The 16,243-nt window shown below is 73.0% G+C and carries 7 protein-coding genes and 2 pseudogenes; 5 read left to right on the top strand and 4 right to left on the bottom strand.

Features of this window, described 5'->3' with window-relative positions; genetic code table 11:
- Positions 1–14: 14 nt before the first annotated feature.
- From OG352_RS40100 to OG352_RS33325, 3 genes and pseudogenes are all read left to right on the top strand, one after another.
- Positions 15–1,838 (top strand): annotated as a pseudogene (locus tag OG352_RS40100) (beta-ketoacyl synthase N-terminal-like domain-containing protein); the annotation flags it as partial.
- A gap of 141 nt (positions 1,839–1,979) precedes the next feature.
- A pseudogene (locus OG352_RS40105) lies at positions 1,980–5,174 on the top strand (type I polyketide synthase); the annotation flags it as partial.
- 118 nt (positions 5,175–5,292) lie between these two features.
- A complete protein-coding gene (locus OG352_RS33325; protein WP_329222056.1) occupies positions 5,293–6,081 on the top strand; it encodes a thioesterase II family protein in 789 nt (262 codons plus the stop codon).
- A 98-nt stretch (positions 6,082–6,179) separates the two neighbouring features.
- On the opposite strand, the gene OG352_RS33330 is transcribed toward OG352_RS33325, so the two are convergent.
- The 3 genes from OG352_RS33330 to OG352_RS33340 all read right to left on the bottom strand — a co-directional run bounded on the left by OG352_RS33330 (position 6,180) and on the right by OG352_RS33340 (position 12,355).
- A complete protein-coding gene (locus OG352_RS33330; RefSeq protein WP_329222058.1) occupies positions 6,180–8,063 on the bottom strand; it encodes a non-ribosomal peptide synthetase in 1,884 nt (627 codons plus the stop codon).
- Positions 8,060–11,020, bottom strand: coding sequence for a condensation domain-containing protein (locus OG352_RS33335; RefSeq protein ID WP_329222059.1), 2,961 nt, complete (start codon positions 11,018–11,020; stop codon positions 8,060–8,062). Before OG352_RS33335 ends, OG352_RS33330 begins: the two co-directional genes overlap by 4 nt.
- A gap of 120 nt (positions 11,021–11,140) precedes the next feature.
- Positions 11,141–12,355 (bottom strand): cytochrome P450, encoded by a 1,215-nt coding sequence (locus OG352_RS33340; protein WP_329222061.1) that lies wholly within the window; start codon positions 12,353–12,355, stop codon positions 11,141–11,143.
- A 237-nt stretch (positions 12,356–12,592) separates the two neighbouring features.
- Between OG352_RS33340 and OG352_RS33345 the strand changes: the two genes are divergently transcribed.
- Together OG352_RS33345 and OG352_RS33350 are read left to right on the top strand one after the other, a co-directional pair.
- Positions 12,593–13,612 carry a sensor histidine kinase gene (locus tag OG352_RS33345; RefSeq protein WP_329222063.1) on the top strand — a complete coding sequence of 340 codons (1,020 nt, stop codon included), beginning with the start codon at positions 12,593–12,595 and terminating at the stop codon, positions 13,610–13,612.
- On the top strand, positions 13,609–14,280 hold the full coding sequence (locus OG352_RS33350) for a response regulator transcription factor (RefSeq protein ID WP_329222065.1): 672 nt from the start codon (positions 13,609–13,611) through the stop codon (positions 14,278–14,280). The genes OG352_RS33345 and OG352_RS33350 overlap by 4 nt, the downstream gene beginning before the upstream one ends.
- Positions 14,281–14,459: 179 nt before the next feature.
- Here OG352_RS33350 and OG352_RS33355 read toward each other — a convergent pair whose 3' ends face one another.
- Positions 14,460–15,947: an arabinofuranosidase catalytic domain-containing protein gene (locus OG352_RS33355; RefSeq protein WP_329222066.1), complete on the bottom strand. Its 1,488-nt coding sequence runs from the start codon at positions 15,945–15,947 to the stop codon at positions 14,460–14,462.
- Positions 15,948–16,243 lie beyond the last annotated feature (296 nt).

A 16,243-nucleotide genomic window follows, 5' to 3' on the forward strand; every position in this document is an offset into this window, starting at 1 on the left:
CCGGCACCGCCCTGCTCGTCGGCGGCACCGGTGTGCTGGGCCGCCTGACCGCCCGTCACCTGGTCACCGCACACGGCGTACGGCACCTGGTGCTGGCCTCCCGGCAGGGCCCCGCCGCCCCGGGCGCGGACGCGCTCGCCGCCGAACTGACCGAGCTGGGCGCCGAGGTCACCGTGGCCGCCTGTGACGCCGCCGACCGCGACGACCTGGCCCGGCTGCTGGCAGCCGTCCCCGCCGACCGGCCGCTGCGGGCCGTGCTGCACCTGGCGGGGGCCCTCGACGACGGCACCATCGGCACCCTGGACGCCCGGCGGCTGGACACCGTCCTGCGGCCCAAGGCCGACGCCGCCTGGAACCTCCACGACCTCACCCGCGCGCTCGACCTGACCGCGTTCGTGCTGTTCTCCTCGCTCACCGGCGTGGTCGGCACCCCGGGCCAGGCCGGATACGCGGCCGGCAACACCTACCTGGACGCCCTGGCAGCCCTCCGCCGGGCCGCCGGGCTGCCCGGCACCTCGCTCGCCTGGGGCTTCTGGGCCTCGGCCAGCGGTATGACCGGCCACCTCAGCGACACCGACCGGCGCCGCATGGCCCGCGGCGGCGTGCTGCCGCTCGACGACGAGCGCGGCATGCGGCTGCTCGACGCCGCCTGCGCCGCCGGCCGCGCACCGTCGGTCGTGCCCGTGCTGCTGGACCTGCCCGCGCTGCGCGCCCAGGCCGCCGCCACCGGACTGGCCCCGCTGTGGCGGACCCTGGTGCCGGTACGGGTGCGGCGTACCGCGGCGGCCGTCGGCGCCCCGGCCGACGCCGGCGCCGCCTGGGCCGCCCGGCTGGCCGCCCTGACCGAGGCCGAACGCGACCGCGAACTGACCGCCCTGGTCCGGGACCGGGCCGCCGCCGTGCTGGGACACGCCTCACCCGACGCGGTCGGCGCGGCCCGGACCTTCAAGGACCTCGGCTTCGACTCGCTGACCGCCGTCGACCTGCGCAACCGGCTGGCCGCCGCCACCGGCATCCGCCTGCCGGTCACCCTGGTCTTCGACCACCCCACGCCCAGCGCCCTGGCCACCCGCCTCGCCACGGAACTCCTCGGCGCCGCCTCGGCCGCCTCCCCCACGGCCGCACCGGTTTCCCGCAGCAGCGCCGAGCCGATCGCCATCGTCGCCATGGCCTGCCGCTACCCCGGCGGCGTCGCCAGTCCCGAACAGCTGTGGGACCTGGTGGCCGGCGAGACCGACGCGGTCGGCGACCTGCCCGGGGACCGGGGCTGGGACCTGGAGGCGCTCTACGATCCCGAGCCCGGACGGGCGGGCCGCAGCTACGCGCGCCACGGAGCCTTCCTGCACGACGCCGCCGAGTTCGACGCGGGCTTCTTCGGCATCTCGCCCCGCGAGGCGCTGGCGATGGACCCGCAGCAGCGGCTGCTCCTCGAGACCTCGTGGGAGGCGTTCGAACGCGCGGGCATCGACCCGCAGTCGGTGCGCGGCAGCAGCACGGGTGTCTTCGCCGGGCTGATGTACCACGACTACGCCTCCCGGCTGCGCTCGGTGCCCGAGGGCGTCGACGGCTTCCTCGGCACCGGCGGCTCGGCGAGCGTCGCCTCCGGCCGCGTCGCCTACGCCCTCGGCCTCGAGGGCCCGGCGGTCACCGTCGACACCGCGTGCTCCTCGTCGCTGGTGGCCCTGCACCTGGCCGCGCAGGCGCTGCGCTCCGGAGAGTGCGCGATGGCCCTGGCGGGCGGTGTCACGGTGCTGTCCACGCCGGGGGTGTTCATCGACTTCAGCCGCCAGCGCGGCATGGCCGCCGACGGCCGCTGCAAGCCGTTCGCCGCCGCGGCCGACGGCACGGGCTGGGGCGAGGGCGCGGGCATGCTGCTGCTGGAACGGCTCAGCGACGCCCGGCGGCTCGGTCACCCCGTGCTCGCCGTCGTCCGTGGCTCGGCCGTCAACCAGGACGGCGCGAGCAACGGTCTCACCGCACCCAACGGCCCCGCCCAGCAGCGCGTCATCCGGCAGGCCCTGGCCGCCGCCCGGCTCGGCCCCGACCAGGTCGACCTGGTCGAGGCCCACGGCACCGGCACCACGCTGGGCGACCCGATCGAGGCCCAGGCCCTGCTGGCCGTCTACGGTCAGGGGCGCCCCGAGGACCGGCCGCTGCTGCTCGGCTCGGTCAAGTCGAACATCGGCCACACCCAGGCCGCGGCGGGAGTCGCGGGCGTGATCAAGACCGTCATGGCGCTGCGGCACGGCATCGCCCCGCGCACCCTGCACGTCGACGAACCGTCCCCGCACATCGACTGGACGGCCGGCGCCGTGGAACTGCTGACCCGGTCCGTGTCCTGGCCGCACACCGGCCGCCCGCGCCGGGCCGCCGTCTCCTCGTTCGGCGTCAGCGGCACCAACGCGCACGTCCTGCTGGAGCAGCCGGCCGCCGCCCCCGACCGGCGGCCGCCCGCCGACGCGCGACAGCCGTCGGTGCCGCTGCTGCTGTCGGCCCGCAGCGCGGCGGCGCTGCGCGCCCAGGCCGGCCGGCTCGCCGACCGCCTGGAGACCGGCGGTGACCGGCTGGCCGACATCGCCTACTCGCTGGCCACCTCCCGGGCCGCCCTGGAGCACCGCGCCGCCCTGGTCGGCGACGACCCCACGGCGCTGACCGGGGCGCTGCGGGCCCTCGCCGGGGACGAGATCGCCCCGGGGACGGTCACCGGCCACCCCGACGACGACGACGGCGGCACGGCCTTCCTCTTCTCCGGCCAGGGCAGCCAACGCGCGGGCGCCGGGCGGCAGTTGTACGCCGACCAGCCGGTGTTCCGGCAGGCGCTCGACGAGACGTGCGCGGCGTTCGAGGGACTGCTCGACCGTCCGCTGCGCGAGGTGCTGTTCGCCGAGCACGGCACACCCGAGGCGGAGCTGATCGACGACACCGGCTTCACCCAGCCCGCGCTGTTCGCCCTGGAAGTCGCGCTGTACCGGCTGCTGGAGTCCTGGGGCGTGACGCCGGACGCCCTGGCCGGGCACTCCATCGGCGAACTGACCGCCGCCCACCTGGCCGGCGTCTGGTCGCTGCCGGACGCCGCCGCCCTGGTGGCCGCCCGCGCCCGCCTCATGCGCGCGCTGCCGCCCGGCGGGGCGATGCTGGCCGTCGAGGAGACCGAGGACGCCGTCCGCAAGACGCTCCAGGAGTACGGCGAACGGGTCGCCGTCGCCGCCGTCAACGGCCCCCGGGCGGTGGTGGTCTCCGGTGTGGCGGAAGCCGTCGGGGAGTTGGAAGCGCTCTGGCGTGAACAGGGTCTGAGGGTCAAGCAGTTGACGGTCAGTCACGCTTTCCACTCGCCGCTGATGGACCCGATGCTGGCCGAGTTCCGCGCGGTGGCCGAGGGCCTGACCTACAGCGAGCCCCGGCTGCCGCTTGTCTCCTGCCTCACCGGCCGGTTCGCCGAGCCCGGCACGGTCACCAGCCCCGACTACTGGACCCGGCACGTCCGGGAGGCCGTACGGTTCGGCGACGGCCTGACCGCGCTGGCGGAGCGCGGCATCCGCGTGCTGGTGGAGATCGGCCCGGACGCGGTCCTGTCCGCCATGGCGTCCGGCGCCGCGTCGGGCGGCCCCGGCTCCGCCGCCCCCGTCGCACTGCCGCTGCTGCGCGCCGACCGCCCCGACCGCCAGGCGCTGGCCGCAGCGCTGGCCGCGCTCTTCGCCCACGGGGTCCCGGTCGACTGGGCCGCGTGCTTCGACGGCACCGGCGCGACCCGCGTCGACCTGCCGACGTACGCCTTCCAGCGCACCCACTACTGGCTGCACGACGCCCCGCCCCCGGCCGCGCCGGACGCCGCCCTGTGGACGGCGATCGAGAACCAGGACGTCGAGGAGCTGTCCCGCGTCCTCGGCGACGGCTCCGGTTCCCTGGCCGAGGCGCTGCGGCCCGCGCTGCCGGTCCTTGCGCCCTTCGTCCGGCGCACCCGCGAACAGCTCACGGGCGGCGGCCCGGCCGCCGGACCGCCGCCCGAGGCTCCGGCCGCGCCAGAACCGGAACCCGAGCCGGGCGGGCTGCGCCGCCGGCTCGCCGAGCTCCCGGAGGAGGCCAGGCACGGCCACCTCCTGGGGGCCGTACGGGCCATGGCGGCCGATGTCCTCGGCCACCCCTCGGCGGACGTCCTGGAGAACGGCCGGGACTTCCTGGACCAGGGCTTCGCCTCCCTCACCGGTGTCGAACTGCGCACCCGCCTGGCCGCCGCCGCCGGGCTGGACCTGCCCGCAGCCCTGATCTACGACTTCCCCTCCCCGGCCGATGTCGTCGCCCACCTGCTGGAACTCCTGGACCAGCACCAGGACGAGGACCAGGCCCAGCACCAGGCCCAGCACCAGCACCAGCACCAGGCCCAGGCCCAGGCCCAGGACGAGGCGGCGGCCGGCGGCGCTCCCGTGGCCGTCCCCGAGACCGTTCCCTCGCCTCCCCCGCCTCGCCGGGCGGACGGCGTGTTCGGACCGCTGCTGGTCCGGGCGTCCGAGGAGGGCCGGACCGCCGAACTGCTGCACACCCTCGGCTCGGCAGTCGCCTTCGACCCGCGCTGGACCGGCCGCCACACCCCCGCCGCCCCGGCGCGGCCCGTACACCTCGCCCACGGCCCCGAGCAGCCCGCCCTGCTGTGCTTCGGACCGCTGACCGCGATGTCCGGGCCCATGCGGTACGCAGCCTTCGGCGCCGCGTTCGACGGGGTGCGGGACGTACTGCTGCTGCCGGCCCCCGGGTTCGGGCCCGGCGAGAGCCTGCCGCCCTCGTTCGAGGAGCTGGTGCGCCGGCTCGCCGAAGCGGTGGCGGACCTGGCGCGGGACCGGCCGGTCGTGCTGGCCGGACACGGCTCCGCCGCCGTGTCGGCCGCCGAGACCGCCCGGCTGCTCGCGGAGTCCGGGCGCGCCCCGGCCGGGCTGGTGCTGATCGACGCCCCCGAGCCGGGCGCCGACCCGGCCGCCACGCTGGCCGCCGAACTCGCCGACGGCCTGGCGGAGGGCGACCCGCAGGTCCTGGAGGACGGGCGGCTGCTGGCCACCGGCGGCTACCTCCGGCTGCTGCCCGTCCGGCAGTTCACCGAGCCGCCGGTCCTCCCCACGCTGCTGGCCGGCCCCGGTCGGCCCGTCGACCCGGCGGCCGTCCACGACTGGTGCACCGACCTGTGATCTGTGACCTGCGACCCGTAAGCCGTATTCCGTAGCCCGTGTTTCGTATTCCATGGCCAGTAGCCCGATGATCCACTCGACAGACGTGATCCACCCGACAGAACAGAGGAACCACGACGTGACGACGCACACCTCCTCCGACACCAGCCTGTGGGTGCGCCGATACCACCCGGCGCCCGACAGCCCGGTCCGCCTGGTCTGCTTCCCGCACGCCGGGGGATCGGCGAGCTACTTCAACCCGGTGTCCGCCGCTCTCTCCCCGGCCGTCGAGGTCGCCGCCATCCAGTACCCCGGACGGCAGGACCGCCGGACCGACCCGTGCGTCGGCGACCTCGGCGAGCTGGCCGCCCTGGTCTGGGAGCAGTTGAGGCAGGTGCTGGCCGAGCGGCCCGGGGTGCCGACCGCGCTGTTCGGACACAGCATGGGCTCCATCGTCGCGTTCGAGGTGGCCCGGCTGATGGAACGCGAGCCCGGCACCGGCCCCCTGGTGCTGTTCGCCTCCGGCCGCCGCGCGCCCAGCATCCCGCACGACGACAACGTCAGCAGCCGCGACGAGGCGGGCATCGTCGCCGAGATGCGGGCCCTGGGCGGCACCGACTCACGGGTGCTGTCCGATCCGGAACTGCTGGAGATGGTGCTGCCCGCGCTGCGCAACGACTACCGGGCCGTCGAGAACTACTGCAGCGACGCCGGCACCCGGATCTCCGCGCCGGTGTCCGTGCTGGTCGGCGACACCGACCCGCGCACCTCCATGGAGCAGGTGCAGGCCTGGAGCGGGCACACCAGCGGCCCCATGGAGATCCACACCTACCCCGGCGGCCACTTCTACCTGGAGCACAACCAGGCGGCGGTGCTGGGCACCATCCGCGACACCCTCGCCAAGCACGGCATACGGGTCGCCTCCTGACACGGGTGGCCTCCTGACAGCACGCGGCGCAAAAAAGGCCCGCCGCCCTGTAGACCGTTACAGGGCGGCGGGCCGGTTCATGTGCGCCGGACCGGGCGTCAGCCGTCGGCACCGCCGGAGCCGCCGGCGTCCAGCACCTCGGCCAGGGCGCGGACCGACGGGGCGTCGAACACCTGGGCCATCGCGATGTCGACCGCGAACTCCCGCTCCACCAACTGGCAGAGCTGGGCCGCGTACAGCGAGTTGCCGCCCAGCAGGAAGAACGACGTGTCGCGCGGCACCTGTTCCAGCCCCAGCACCTCGCCGAACACCGCCGCGAGCCGTGTCTCCGTGCCGTCCCGCGGCGCCGTGCCGGCCGCCGCCTCCTGTGCGCGCAGCCGCTCGGCCAACTCGGCCAGCGCGTGGCCGTCCACCTTGCGGTCCTCCAGCACGGGCAGGGCCGCCAGCCGGTGGACGCGGGCGGGCAGCAGATACCCCGGCAGCCGCTCGGCGAGCACGGCCCGCACGTGTTCCGGCTCCGGCTCCGTGAGCGCCGCCGCGTCGTCCGCCGTGCCGGTCGCCGTCGCCACGTAGAACAGGCACAGGTCCTCGCACGCGCCGTCCGGCCCGTGCAGCGGGACCACCCGGCAACTGCCGACCCCGGGCACCAGCCGGGCGGTGCGCTCGACGTCGTCCAGCTCCACGCGGTAGCCGCGCATCTTGACCTGGCGGTCGGCGCGGCCGTCGAAGTGCAGCAGGCCGTCGGCCGACCGGTGGCCCAGGTCTCCGGTGCGGTAGACCGTCAGCAGGGCGCCGTCGGGGCCGACCGGGACCTTGACGAACTTCTGGGCCGTCAGCTCCGGGTCACCCAGGTAGCCCAGGGCCAGGCCCGCGCCGGACAGGCAGATCTCGCCGGTCTCGCCGACCGCGCAGGGCTCGTCGCCGTCCAGGACGTACGCGGCGGTGTTGCCGTACGGGCGGCCGAGCGGGACGCCGGCCGTGTCCTGGCAGTCCGCGAGGGTGACGATGTGCCCGGTGGCGGCGATCGTGCACTCCACCGGCCCGTACATGTTGTGCAGCGGGATGTCCGGATGCCGTTCCACGAAGCGGCGGGCGTGCACCGGCGACAGCCGTTCGCCGCCGGTGCCGACCACGCGCAGGCCGGTGAAGGCGTCCAGGTCGGTGTCGATCACCATGTGCAGGACGGCCGTCGGCAGGAACACCGTGTCCACGCTCTGCTGGGCGATCAACTCCCGCAGCCGTCGGGCCAGTTCGACGGTGTCGGAGAGAACCAGCACCGTTCCGCCGCCCAGCAGCACCGCCCAGGAGTCCAGCCCGAAGGCGTCCCAGGTGGCCGCCAGCGACTGCGGCATCACCGCCCGGCCGCCCACCGGCGCGAACGCCCACTCGTCGAAGAGGCGCACATTGCCGCGGTGCGCGGTCAGCACCCCCTTGGGCGTGCCGGTGGTGCCCGAGGTGAAGAACACGGCGCTCGCGTCGTCGCCCCGCACGGTCACCTCCGGCGCCCGCCGCCCGCCGGCCGCCAGAGCGGCGAAGTCCGCCTGTCCGACCCGCCAGACGGGCACCGGCCAGGACGCGTCCTCGGCCACGGCCATCAGCGGCGCCGCCAGCCTTTCCAGCAGCGCCCCGATCCGCTCCTTCGGCCACCGCGGATCGAGCGCCGCGTACGCGGCCCCGCGCCGGACCACCGCGAGCAGGACCGCCAGCAGCTCCGCCGACCGGGGCATCAGCACCGGCACCAGATCGCCGGGACCGACGCCCCGTTCGGCCAGTTCAGCGGCGAAGTCGTGGGATGCCGCGGCGAGTTCGGCGTAACTGACCCGGCGCGGGCCGTCCACGACGGCGGTCGCGTCGGGATAGCGGCGCACACACCAGTCGAACAGCTCGTGCATGGTCTCGCCCCGGACCGGGGGCCCGGGGAGTGGGTTCCAGGCAGGGTCGGGCAGGGGCGCGCCGGGCGTCACCGTCACCGGGCCGCTCATGATCCGGCCGCCAGGGTGGACATGCGCACGGCCAGGCCCGCCGGGGTCGGGTTCTCGAAGACGTCGGCCAGGCGGAGCCGGATGCCGGTGTCCTCCTCCAACTGCTGCACCAACTGCGCGGCGAGCAGCGAATGGCCGCCGCTGCCGAAGAAGTTGGCGCTCGGGCCCAGGTCCTGACGGCCGGTCAGGGTGTTCCACAGGTCCACCAGCCGTGGCGTCCAGTCGCCGTCGGCCGGCGCCGTGCGAGCCGCCGCTGCCTCGGTCGCCAGCGCGGTGGCCGCCGCGAGGTCCACCGTGCCGTCGGCGGCCGTCGGCAGCGCGTCGGTCACCATCACGAACGACGGGACGGCGGCGCGCGGCAGCCGGAGCGCCGCGTGTTCGCGTACCGCCTCGGGGCTCGGCGGCTCGTCCGGGCCGGGTGCCGGGCGGACCAGGGCCACCAGCGCGGGCTCGTCGCCGGGTGTCTGCACCAACGCGGCCTGGGCGACCGCCGGGTGCTCGCACAGGACACTCTCGGCGCGCTCGGGTTCGACCCAGCCGCCGAGCCGGTAAAGGCGGCGCGCGGTGGCGCCCAGCACCTCGACCGTGCCGTCGGCGGTCCACCGGCCCAGCAGACCGGTGTCCACCGCGTCGCGCCCGCTCCGGGACACCCGCAGCTCACCGGTCACGCCGAGAGGCAGTTCACGTCCGCCGGGCCCGGTGACGTAGACCCGTACACCCGGCGCGGGACGCACCTCGTCCAGCCGTCGGCCGTCCGGATCCACCGGCGTCGCCGCGCCCCACACACCGCTGTCGTCCACGCGCAGCAGGTACGGACGGGCCCCGAGGGCGGTCAGCCGGCGCGCCAGACCCGCCGGCGGCGGTTCGGTCAGCAGGGCGGGCCGGGTCACCGGGCCGCCTCGGGCCAGCAGATCCCACCAGGTGGCGGGCGCGGCCCGCAGCGCGGCATGGGGGTGCCGCTCCAGCAGGTCGTCCAGAGTGCCGTCGTACCCGGTGGCGACGATCACCCGTCCGCCGGTGGCCAGTGGCAGCCACATCTCCACCACCGCCGCGGGGTCTTCGGGCGCGCCCTGCCAGACGGCGTCCACGGGGCCGCCTGCCTGAGCCTCCAGCCCGCGGGCCGCGTCCGCCAGCAGCGCGCCGAGATCGGCGTGGCTGACCACACCGTCCGTGCGCCGCCAGGCCGCAGCGGCGGGGTCGTACCCGTCTTCACCGTCACCAGTACCGGCGTCGGCACCGTCGTTCATGTCCGGGACCGGCCCGGCCGGTGTCAGGCGCATGCCGTCCGGCAGGACCAGCGCGGCGTCGCCGTCGCCCGCCTGGGTGGCGCCGCAGGCCGCGCCCGCGAGCCACACGCCCAGGACCGCCGTCAGCCCGGCCGACCCCGCCACCGCCGACACGCCCACGGTGTCGCCGGGGGCGACCCCGTGCTCACGCAGCACGGCGGCCGTGGCCCGGGCGGCGCGCCACAGCGCCGCGTACGTCACGGTCCGGCCGTCCTCCTCGACGGCCACCGCGTCCGGGGTGGCCGTGGCCCGGGCGGCGACGATCGCGGGCAAGGTGCGTGGGGTTCCGTGCTGGCGAGGGGCGTGCGCGCCGTCCACGGTCGCTTGGTCGGTTGCGCACCACGCGGTGATGTCGGCGAGCCGCCGGCCGGGATCCCGGCCCAGTTCGGCGAGCAGCGCGTCGTAGCGGTGCAGCAGCAGGTCCACGTCCTGCGCGGTGTGCGCGACCGTGGAGTACACGGCCTTGACCTCGTAGCTGCCGGGCACCGGCGAGATCACGAACTCCAGGTCGAACTTGCTGCTGCCGGTCTCCACGACGTCCAGCCTGCCCGGCAGTCCGCCGACCAGGATCTCGCGGTTGTCGCGCCCCGGCAGGTAGTTGAAGATGTGCCGGAACAGCGAGGAGCGCCATGAGGAGTCCAGCCGGGGCGCGTCGGGCACCAGGACGTCCACGGGCGCGTCGGCATGGCCGACCGCCTCCAGGAAGATGTCACGGGTGGCGCGGACGAACTCGCGGAAACCGAGTTCGTCGTCCACGTGGTTGCGCAGCGGCAGGATGTTGACGTGGTAGCCGATGGTCCGCTCGGTGCGCGGGCCACGGATGTTGACCGGCAGGCCCACCGCGAAGTCGGGACCGGCGCCGTGCCGCGCCAGCAGCAGGTAGTACGCGGCGAGCAGCACCACCGCGTCCGGCGCCCGCAGTTGCCGCTGGCAGTCGTGCAGCACCGCCGCCGACTCCGCCGACAGCACATGGCTGCGCGTCGCCCCGGCCAGCGAGTCGCCGTCCACAGGACGGTCCCCGACGCGCAGTTGGGCGCCGTACGGGTCGATGCCCTCCAGGTGCCGCTGCCAGAACTTCAGGCTCGCCTCGGCGGGCTCGGGCTCCACCCAGGCGGGCACGACCTCGACCGGCGCCGCGGACAGGTCGTGGCCGTCCGCCGCGATGCCGTAGGCGGCGGCCAGCTCCTCCAGGAAGATCGAGCTCGACATGGAGTCGAAGACCAGGTGATGCACCGCCAGGCACAGCACATCGCCCTCCGGTGCCTCGAAGTGCCCCACGCGCAGCAGCGGACCGCCGTCCAGCACGAACGGCCCGAGCACGAACTCGGTCATCGAGGACCGCAGTTCGTCCTCGTGGCCGACGGTGCGGCGCTCCACCGGCAGCGTCGCGTCAGCGGCCGGCAGCAGTTCCTTGACGAGCTGTCCCGCCTCGACGCGGAAGACGGTGCGCAGCGTTTCGTGGCGGCGCGCCATCGCCTGTACCGCGTCGCCGAGCACCTGTCCGTCCAGCCGCCCCGCGACCCGGACGGCCGCACCGGGCACGTTGTTGACGCTGCCCTCGGGCACCAGGCGCTCCAGCAGCCACAGTGCCTCCTCCTTGCGGCTGACCGGCCGCGGCGCCCCCCGGGGCCGGCCGTGGTCAGCCGTGACAGTGCTCTCAGACGATCCCATGCGCTGCGCTCTTTCGTGCTCGGGGCCAGGGCGGCTTCGTGCTCGGGGCCAGGCGGCCTGCGGCGTCCGTGATGCTGCGTGCCGGGCGGTACGCAGCATCACGGGGTGCGGGGTGTCCGGTCAGCCCGCGGCGACCGGGAACTGCCGCAGTCCCCGGGCCGATGCCGACATCCAGCGCTCCTCCGGACCGGTCTGCCGCAGGTCCGGCAGCCGGGCCGCCAGCGCCCGGAACGCGGCGGCGGCCTCCATACGGGCCAGCGGCGCTCCCAGGCAGTAGTGCGGACCGCCGGAGAACGACAGGTGCTCGGTCTTGGTGTTGCGGGTGATGTCGAAGCGGTCGGGGTCGGGGAAGACCTCCGGGTCCCGGTTGGCGGCGCCCAGCAGAACCGCCACCAGCGACCCGGCGGGCAGGGTGTGCCCGGCCAGCTCCACGTCCTCGTGGGCGACCCGGGTCGCCAGTTGCGCGGGGGAGTCCCAGCGCAGCGTCTCCTCCACCACGCCCGAGGCCAGCTCGGGGTCCGCGCGCAGCATGTCCCACTGCTCGGGGTGGTTCAGCAGCGCCATCGTGCCGTTGGCCACCAGGTTGGTGGTGGTCTCCGTACCCGCCACGGCGAGGATGCCGCAGATCCCGATGGCCTCGCTCGTGGTCAGCACGCCCTCGCGTTCGGCCGCGACGAGCCGGCTGATCACATCGTCGCCCGGCTCCTTGGCGCGCAGCTCCATCAGGTCGGCGAACACCTCGTACAGGCCGTCGACGGTGAGCTGCAGCTCCCCGAGGTGCTCGGGCGAGACGAACCCCTCCAGCACCTGCGCCGCCCCGTGGCAGCAGTGGTCGAACTTCTCGCGGTACTCGTCGGGAATTCCCAGCAGACCCCGGATGAGGGCGATGGGAAGATGCTTGGAGAAATCCTTCACGAGGTCGAATCCGGAAACCGGATCGAGCCGGTCGAGCAGTTCCGCGCAGACCTCTTCCACATGCGGACGGTACGTTCCCATGTGACGCGGGCTGAACAGGGGAATGGCCAGCCGGCGCATCCGGGTGTGGTCCGGCGGATCCAGCTTGAGGAACGAATCGTCCAGCGAGGAGAACTGCGGCGCCACTCGTTCCCCGGCGACCGTACGCGTGCCGAAACGGCCGTCGCGCAGAATCCGGTTGCCCAGCGCATGGTCGGCGGTGACCCACGTGTCCACCCGGCTCAGGTGCAGCGGACCGCGCTTCCGGACCTCTTCGTACAGAGGATAGGGATTCGCCTGCCCACGCAGCAGCAGGGCGTAGGGATCCCCCAGCGCGCCCATGCTCCATATGAACCGCGAGCTCTGTAGGTAGCTTTCCATTTCTTTTTCGGTCGGGACCGGCATGCAGCTCCTCGGACATTACGCAGACCGCGATTCGATACGTGTCGTATGCTAGCGACGCGCTGCGCGGGAGAAACCCCCTACCGTGCCCTGAAGCCCCCTAGCGGCACCCCCGATCGGCGTGCCGGACGGCCCTATGACGCCTGCTTGCAATTGACGGGAGTGGAAGTGTCAAGACCTGGGAAAAACTGGGGAGGCCCGAGCAGCTCGCGGGCCGTGGAGACCGCCCGGTGGGAGATTCTGGGCGCCTGTGAGGCCGAGCTCCAGGGTATGCTCGCGCCGGGCGAACCCGCCCTGATGTCCTGGCTGTTGGGGCAGGCGGACCAGATGGTCACCGAAGTGGTGGACAGCCTCAGGGCCGGCGAACCGAAACTGCGGTCCGCGTCGCAGGGGGTCTTCGACGGCCTGACGGACCCCCCGGCGCTCGAGGATTTCATTCAGGCGTCCTCCGCGTGCTGCTGTTCTGTTCTTCAGTCGATTTTACGGCTGGCGGAGCTGGACAAGGAGTTGAACAGCGATATTCGGCTGGTGGTCAGAGTTCTGGAGGAAAGCCGCAGTCGCCGTCTTCGGGAACTGACGGAAAGGCTGCGGACACTCCTGATGGAGTGGACCCTGCGCGCCCAGGAGAGCGAGCGGACAAGGATATCGCGGGAACTCCACGACCGTATCGGATACGGGCTTTCGGTCGCCTATCGTAATTTGGAGCTGTTTCATCTGCACCGCGATTCCGATATCGCCGTGGCGACGGTGAAGGCGGAGGCCGCCCAGAAGGCCGTACGCGATTCCATGGACCAGTTGCGCATGATCAGTGCGGATCTGCGCGGAAACGACCGGCGGGGCAGTCTGAAAAAGGCTCTGCTGCACTCGCTGGAAGACCTGGAGAGCGAAGGCGTCTCCGTGCAGGTGCACGTGGAGGGTGACGAGTCGGCGGTGCCCGTCGGCATTCTTGACGAAGTCTTTCTCATTCTTCGCGAAGCGCTGCTCAACGCCCTCCGGCACGGGCGGCCCCGACGGCTGCGGATAAAGGTGGACATCTCCGCCGACGAGGTCCGCGCCATGGTCGACGACGACGGCCGGGGATTCGACAGGGAACCCCTTCCGTCCGCGAAGAGCATCGGGCTGATGGCGATGGCCGAACGCGCCCGGCTGCTGTCCGGGTCCGTCGTGATCCGCAGCCAGGTCGGCACCGGAACCCACGTCACCCTGGCCGTACCCCTGAGGGAGGAGGTGCGGTGACGACGCCCGGCGCACCGATCAGCGTGGTCCTGGTGGACGACCACACCCTGTTCCGCGACGGCATCCGCGAGATCCTCGGGTTCTACCCGGACCTCACCGTCGTCGGCGAGGCCGCCACCAGCCAGGCGGCGATCGAGCAGATCCGCGAGCACCGCCCCGCCATCGTGCTGCTGGACATCGAACTGCCCGGCGGCGAGCCGCAGGACACCGTGACCCGGATGCGGGAGCTCTCCCCGGCCACCCGGATCATCGTGCTGAGCATGTACGACCGGCCGCAGATGGTGCGACGCCTCACCGAGGCGGGGGTCCGCGGATACCTGCTCAAGACCGCCGACCGCGAGGAACTGGTCGGCGCCGTCCGCCGCGTGCACGCGCACGCCGACTGCGTGGTGCTCGGCATCTCCGCCCAGTCGGCCGCCACGCTGAACGACCGGGCCGAGAACCCCTTGTCCCCGCGCGAGAGCGAGGTCCTGGAAATGGTCGCCCAAGCCCTCAGCAACAGCCAGATCGCCGGCCGGCTCGACCTGTCCGAGGCCACCGTCAAGCGCCATCTGCGCAACGTCTTCGCCAAGCTCGGCGCGGTGTCCCGGATCGACGCCGTCAACAAGGCGGTCGGCGCGGCCCTGATCTCCCCCTCGCACCGCTCGGAGAACGTTCCGTTCGCATGAGCGGCGCCCCACCGGCCGTTGGATGTTCGATGGCGTGCCAAGGGGGATGCGCCTTACGCCGTCCAGGACTTCGCAGACTGTCCGACAGGGCGAACGGTCTGCCTGGCTGTCACTCGATCACTGCGACGGTGGCCTGCCGACATGAGGTCGGCAGGCCATCACGGACACAGTCGCTTCCGTCAGGGTGCGATGTCCCACTGCTGGCAGCTGTTGTCGAGCTGCTGCCACTGGCGGACCACTGTCCCGTTGGCGGTTCCGCAGTCCTTCACGTCTACCGCTATGCCGCTGTTGACGTTGGTGATGGTGTAGTGGCTGCCGACAGGGGTGACGTCCCACTCCTGGCAGAGATTGCCCAGCGCGGCCCACAGGTTCAGGGCTGTGCCGTTGTTCTGTCCGCAGTTCACGGAGTCGAGAACGGTGCCGCTGTTGACGTTGGTGATGGTGTAGTGACCGTTGCCCGCGCTGGTGAACTTCCACTGCTGGCAGGTGTTGCCGAGCGAGGACCACTGGTCGATCGCGGTTCCGTTGGCTGTCCCGCAGTTCACCGCGTCGAGGACCTTGCCGCTGTTGACGTTGGTCAGGCGGTAGGCGGTGCCGGCGACGGGGAAGGTGACGGCCGGGGTCGTGTAGCCGACGGAGGTGATGTTGGCCTGCACGGCGTTGTCGGCGGCGTTGGTCGGGTAGCCGGAGGTCATGACGCCTTCGAAGAAGGAGCCGTCGGAGCCGTTGCTGTCGTCACCGCCGGTGCCGAGGACGATGGCGCCCTCCAGGTGCATGGGGGTGTACCCGCCCAGGTTGGGAAGGGCACCGTCGTACCAGGTGGTCAGTGAGCCCGACTGCGCGTTGCCGCCCTTGATCGCGTAGGTCGTCGTGCCGTTGTTCTTCTCCATGGCGGTGACGTACTCACTGGAGATGCCGGTGTTGGGCGAGTGGGGGCCGTTCGCTCCGAAGAACAGTCCGTTCTCCAGGTCCGCCTCGACCCAGGGGCCGGATCCGGAACACGTGAACCAGCACTCCGTGCCGAAGTTGATCGCGTCCATGTGGCCGTTGCCGGTGTCGAGGCCGGACGTCTCGGCGTTGCCGTAGTCGAAGCAGCACCGGTTGTTCACGTGGTGGCCGCTGGTCACCATGTAGGCACCCTCCGGGGCGCTGCCCGTGGCGATTCCGGTGGTGCTGTTGTTGCGGTAGCCGACGCCGGCGGACACGAAGATGCCGTATGCCTTGTGGCCGCCGACCGTGACCGGCAGGGCGTTCGCGATCGCGCCGACATCCTGTCCGCCGTTGCCGCCGGGCCCTTCGATGGTCAGGTCGTTGTGGTTCGAGCTCTGGTCGTAGATCTTGGTGATGATGCAGGTCGTGCCGGAACAGAAGGAGTCCTGCGCCGCGGCGTTGGCGTAGCCGCCGGCGGTGAGCAGGCCGATGTTGGCGGTCGCGGCGTCCGAGGCGCGCTTGACCTGGTAGAGAGAGCCGTTGTAGGAGGCGTAGAGCGCCCGTGTGGTGCTGTGAGCTGCGGCGCACGGCGTTCCGGCGGAGGCGTAGATGTCGCACGGCAGGGACGAAGCGGCCTGGGCCGTGCCCGCGGTTCCGACCACCCCGGCCAGGAGGCCGGCGAGCAGGGTGAGGACCGCGCCTGCTGACAGCAGGAGCCCTCTCAGGTGTCGACGCATCACTGTGAACCTCTTCCGTCTTGCGTTCTTCTGGGGCCCGGCGCCGCGTGCGCAGGGAGAAGGGGGGGAGGGTTGTGCGGTACGCGGTGATACGCGTACCGAGGAGCTGCCGCCGGGAGACGGATTCGGCGCTCGGCGCGGCCTCGGCATCTCTCAGCAGGCGATTGTTAGCGCTAACAATTTCGGCCCTGGGACGACGCTGCTCATCCAGAGCTTCAACGGAATCAGGTACGGACGGCCGACGGACTGCTCTGTTCGAGCGCCGCAGCCGCGTGCGAGTGCTTCACCGCCGGAAC

The sequence above is a fragment of the Streptomyces sp. NBC_01485 genome (assembly GCF_036227125.1).
Lineage (GTDB): Bacteria > Actinomycetota > Actinomycetes > Streptomycetales > Streptomycetaceae > Streptomyces.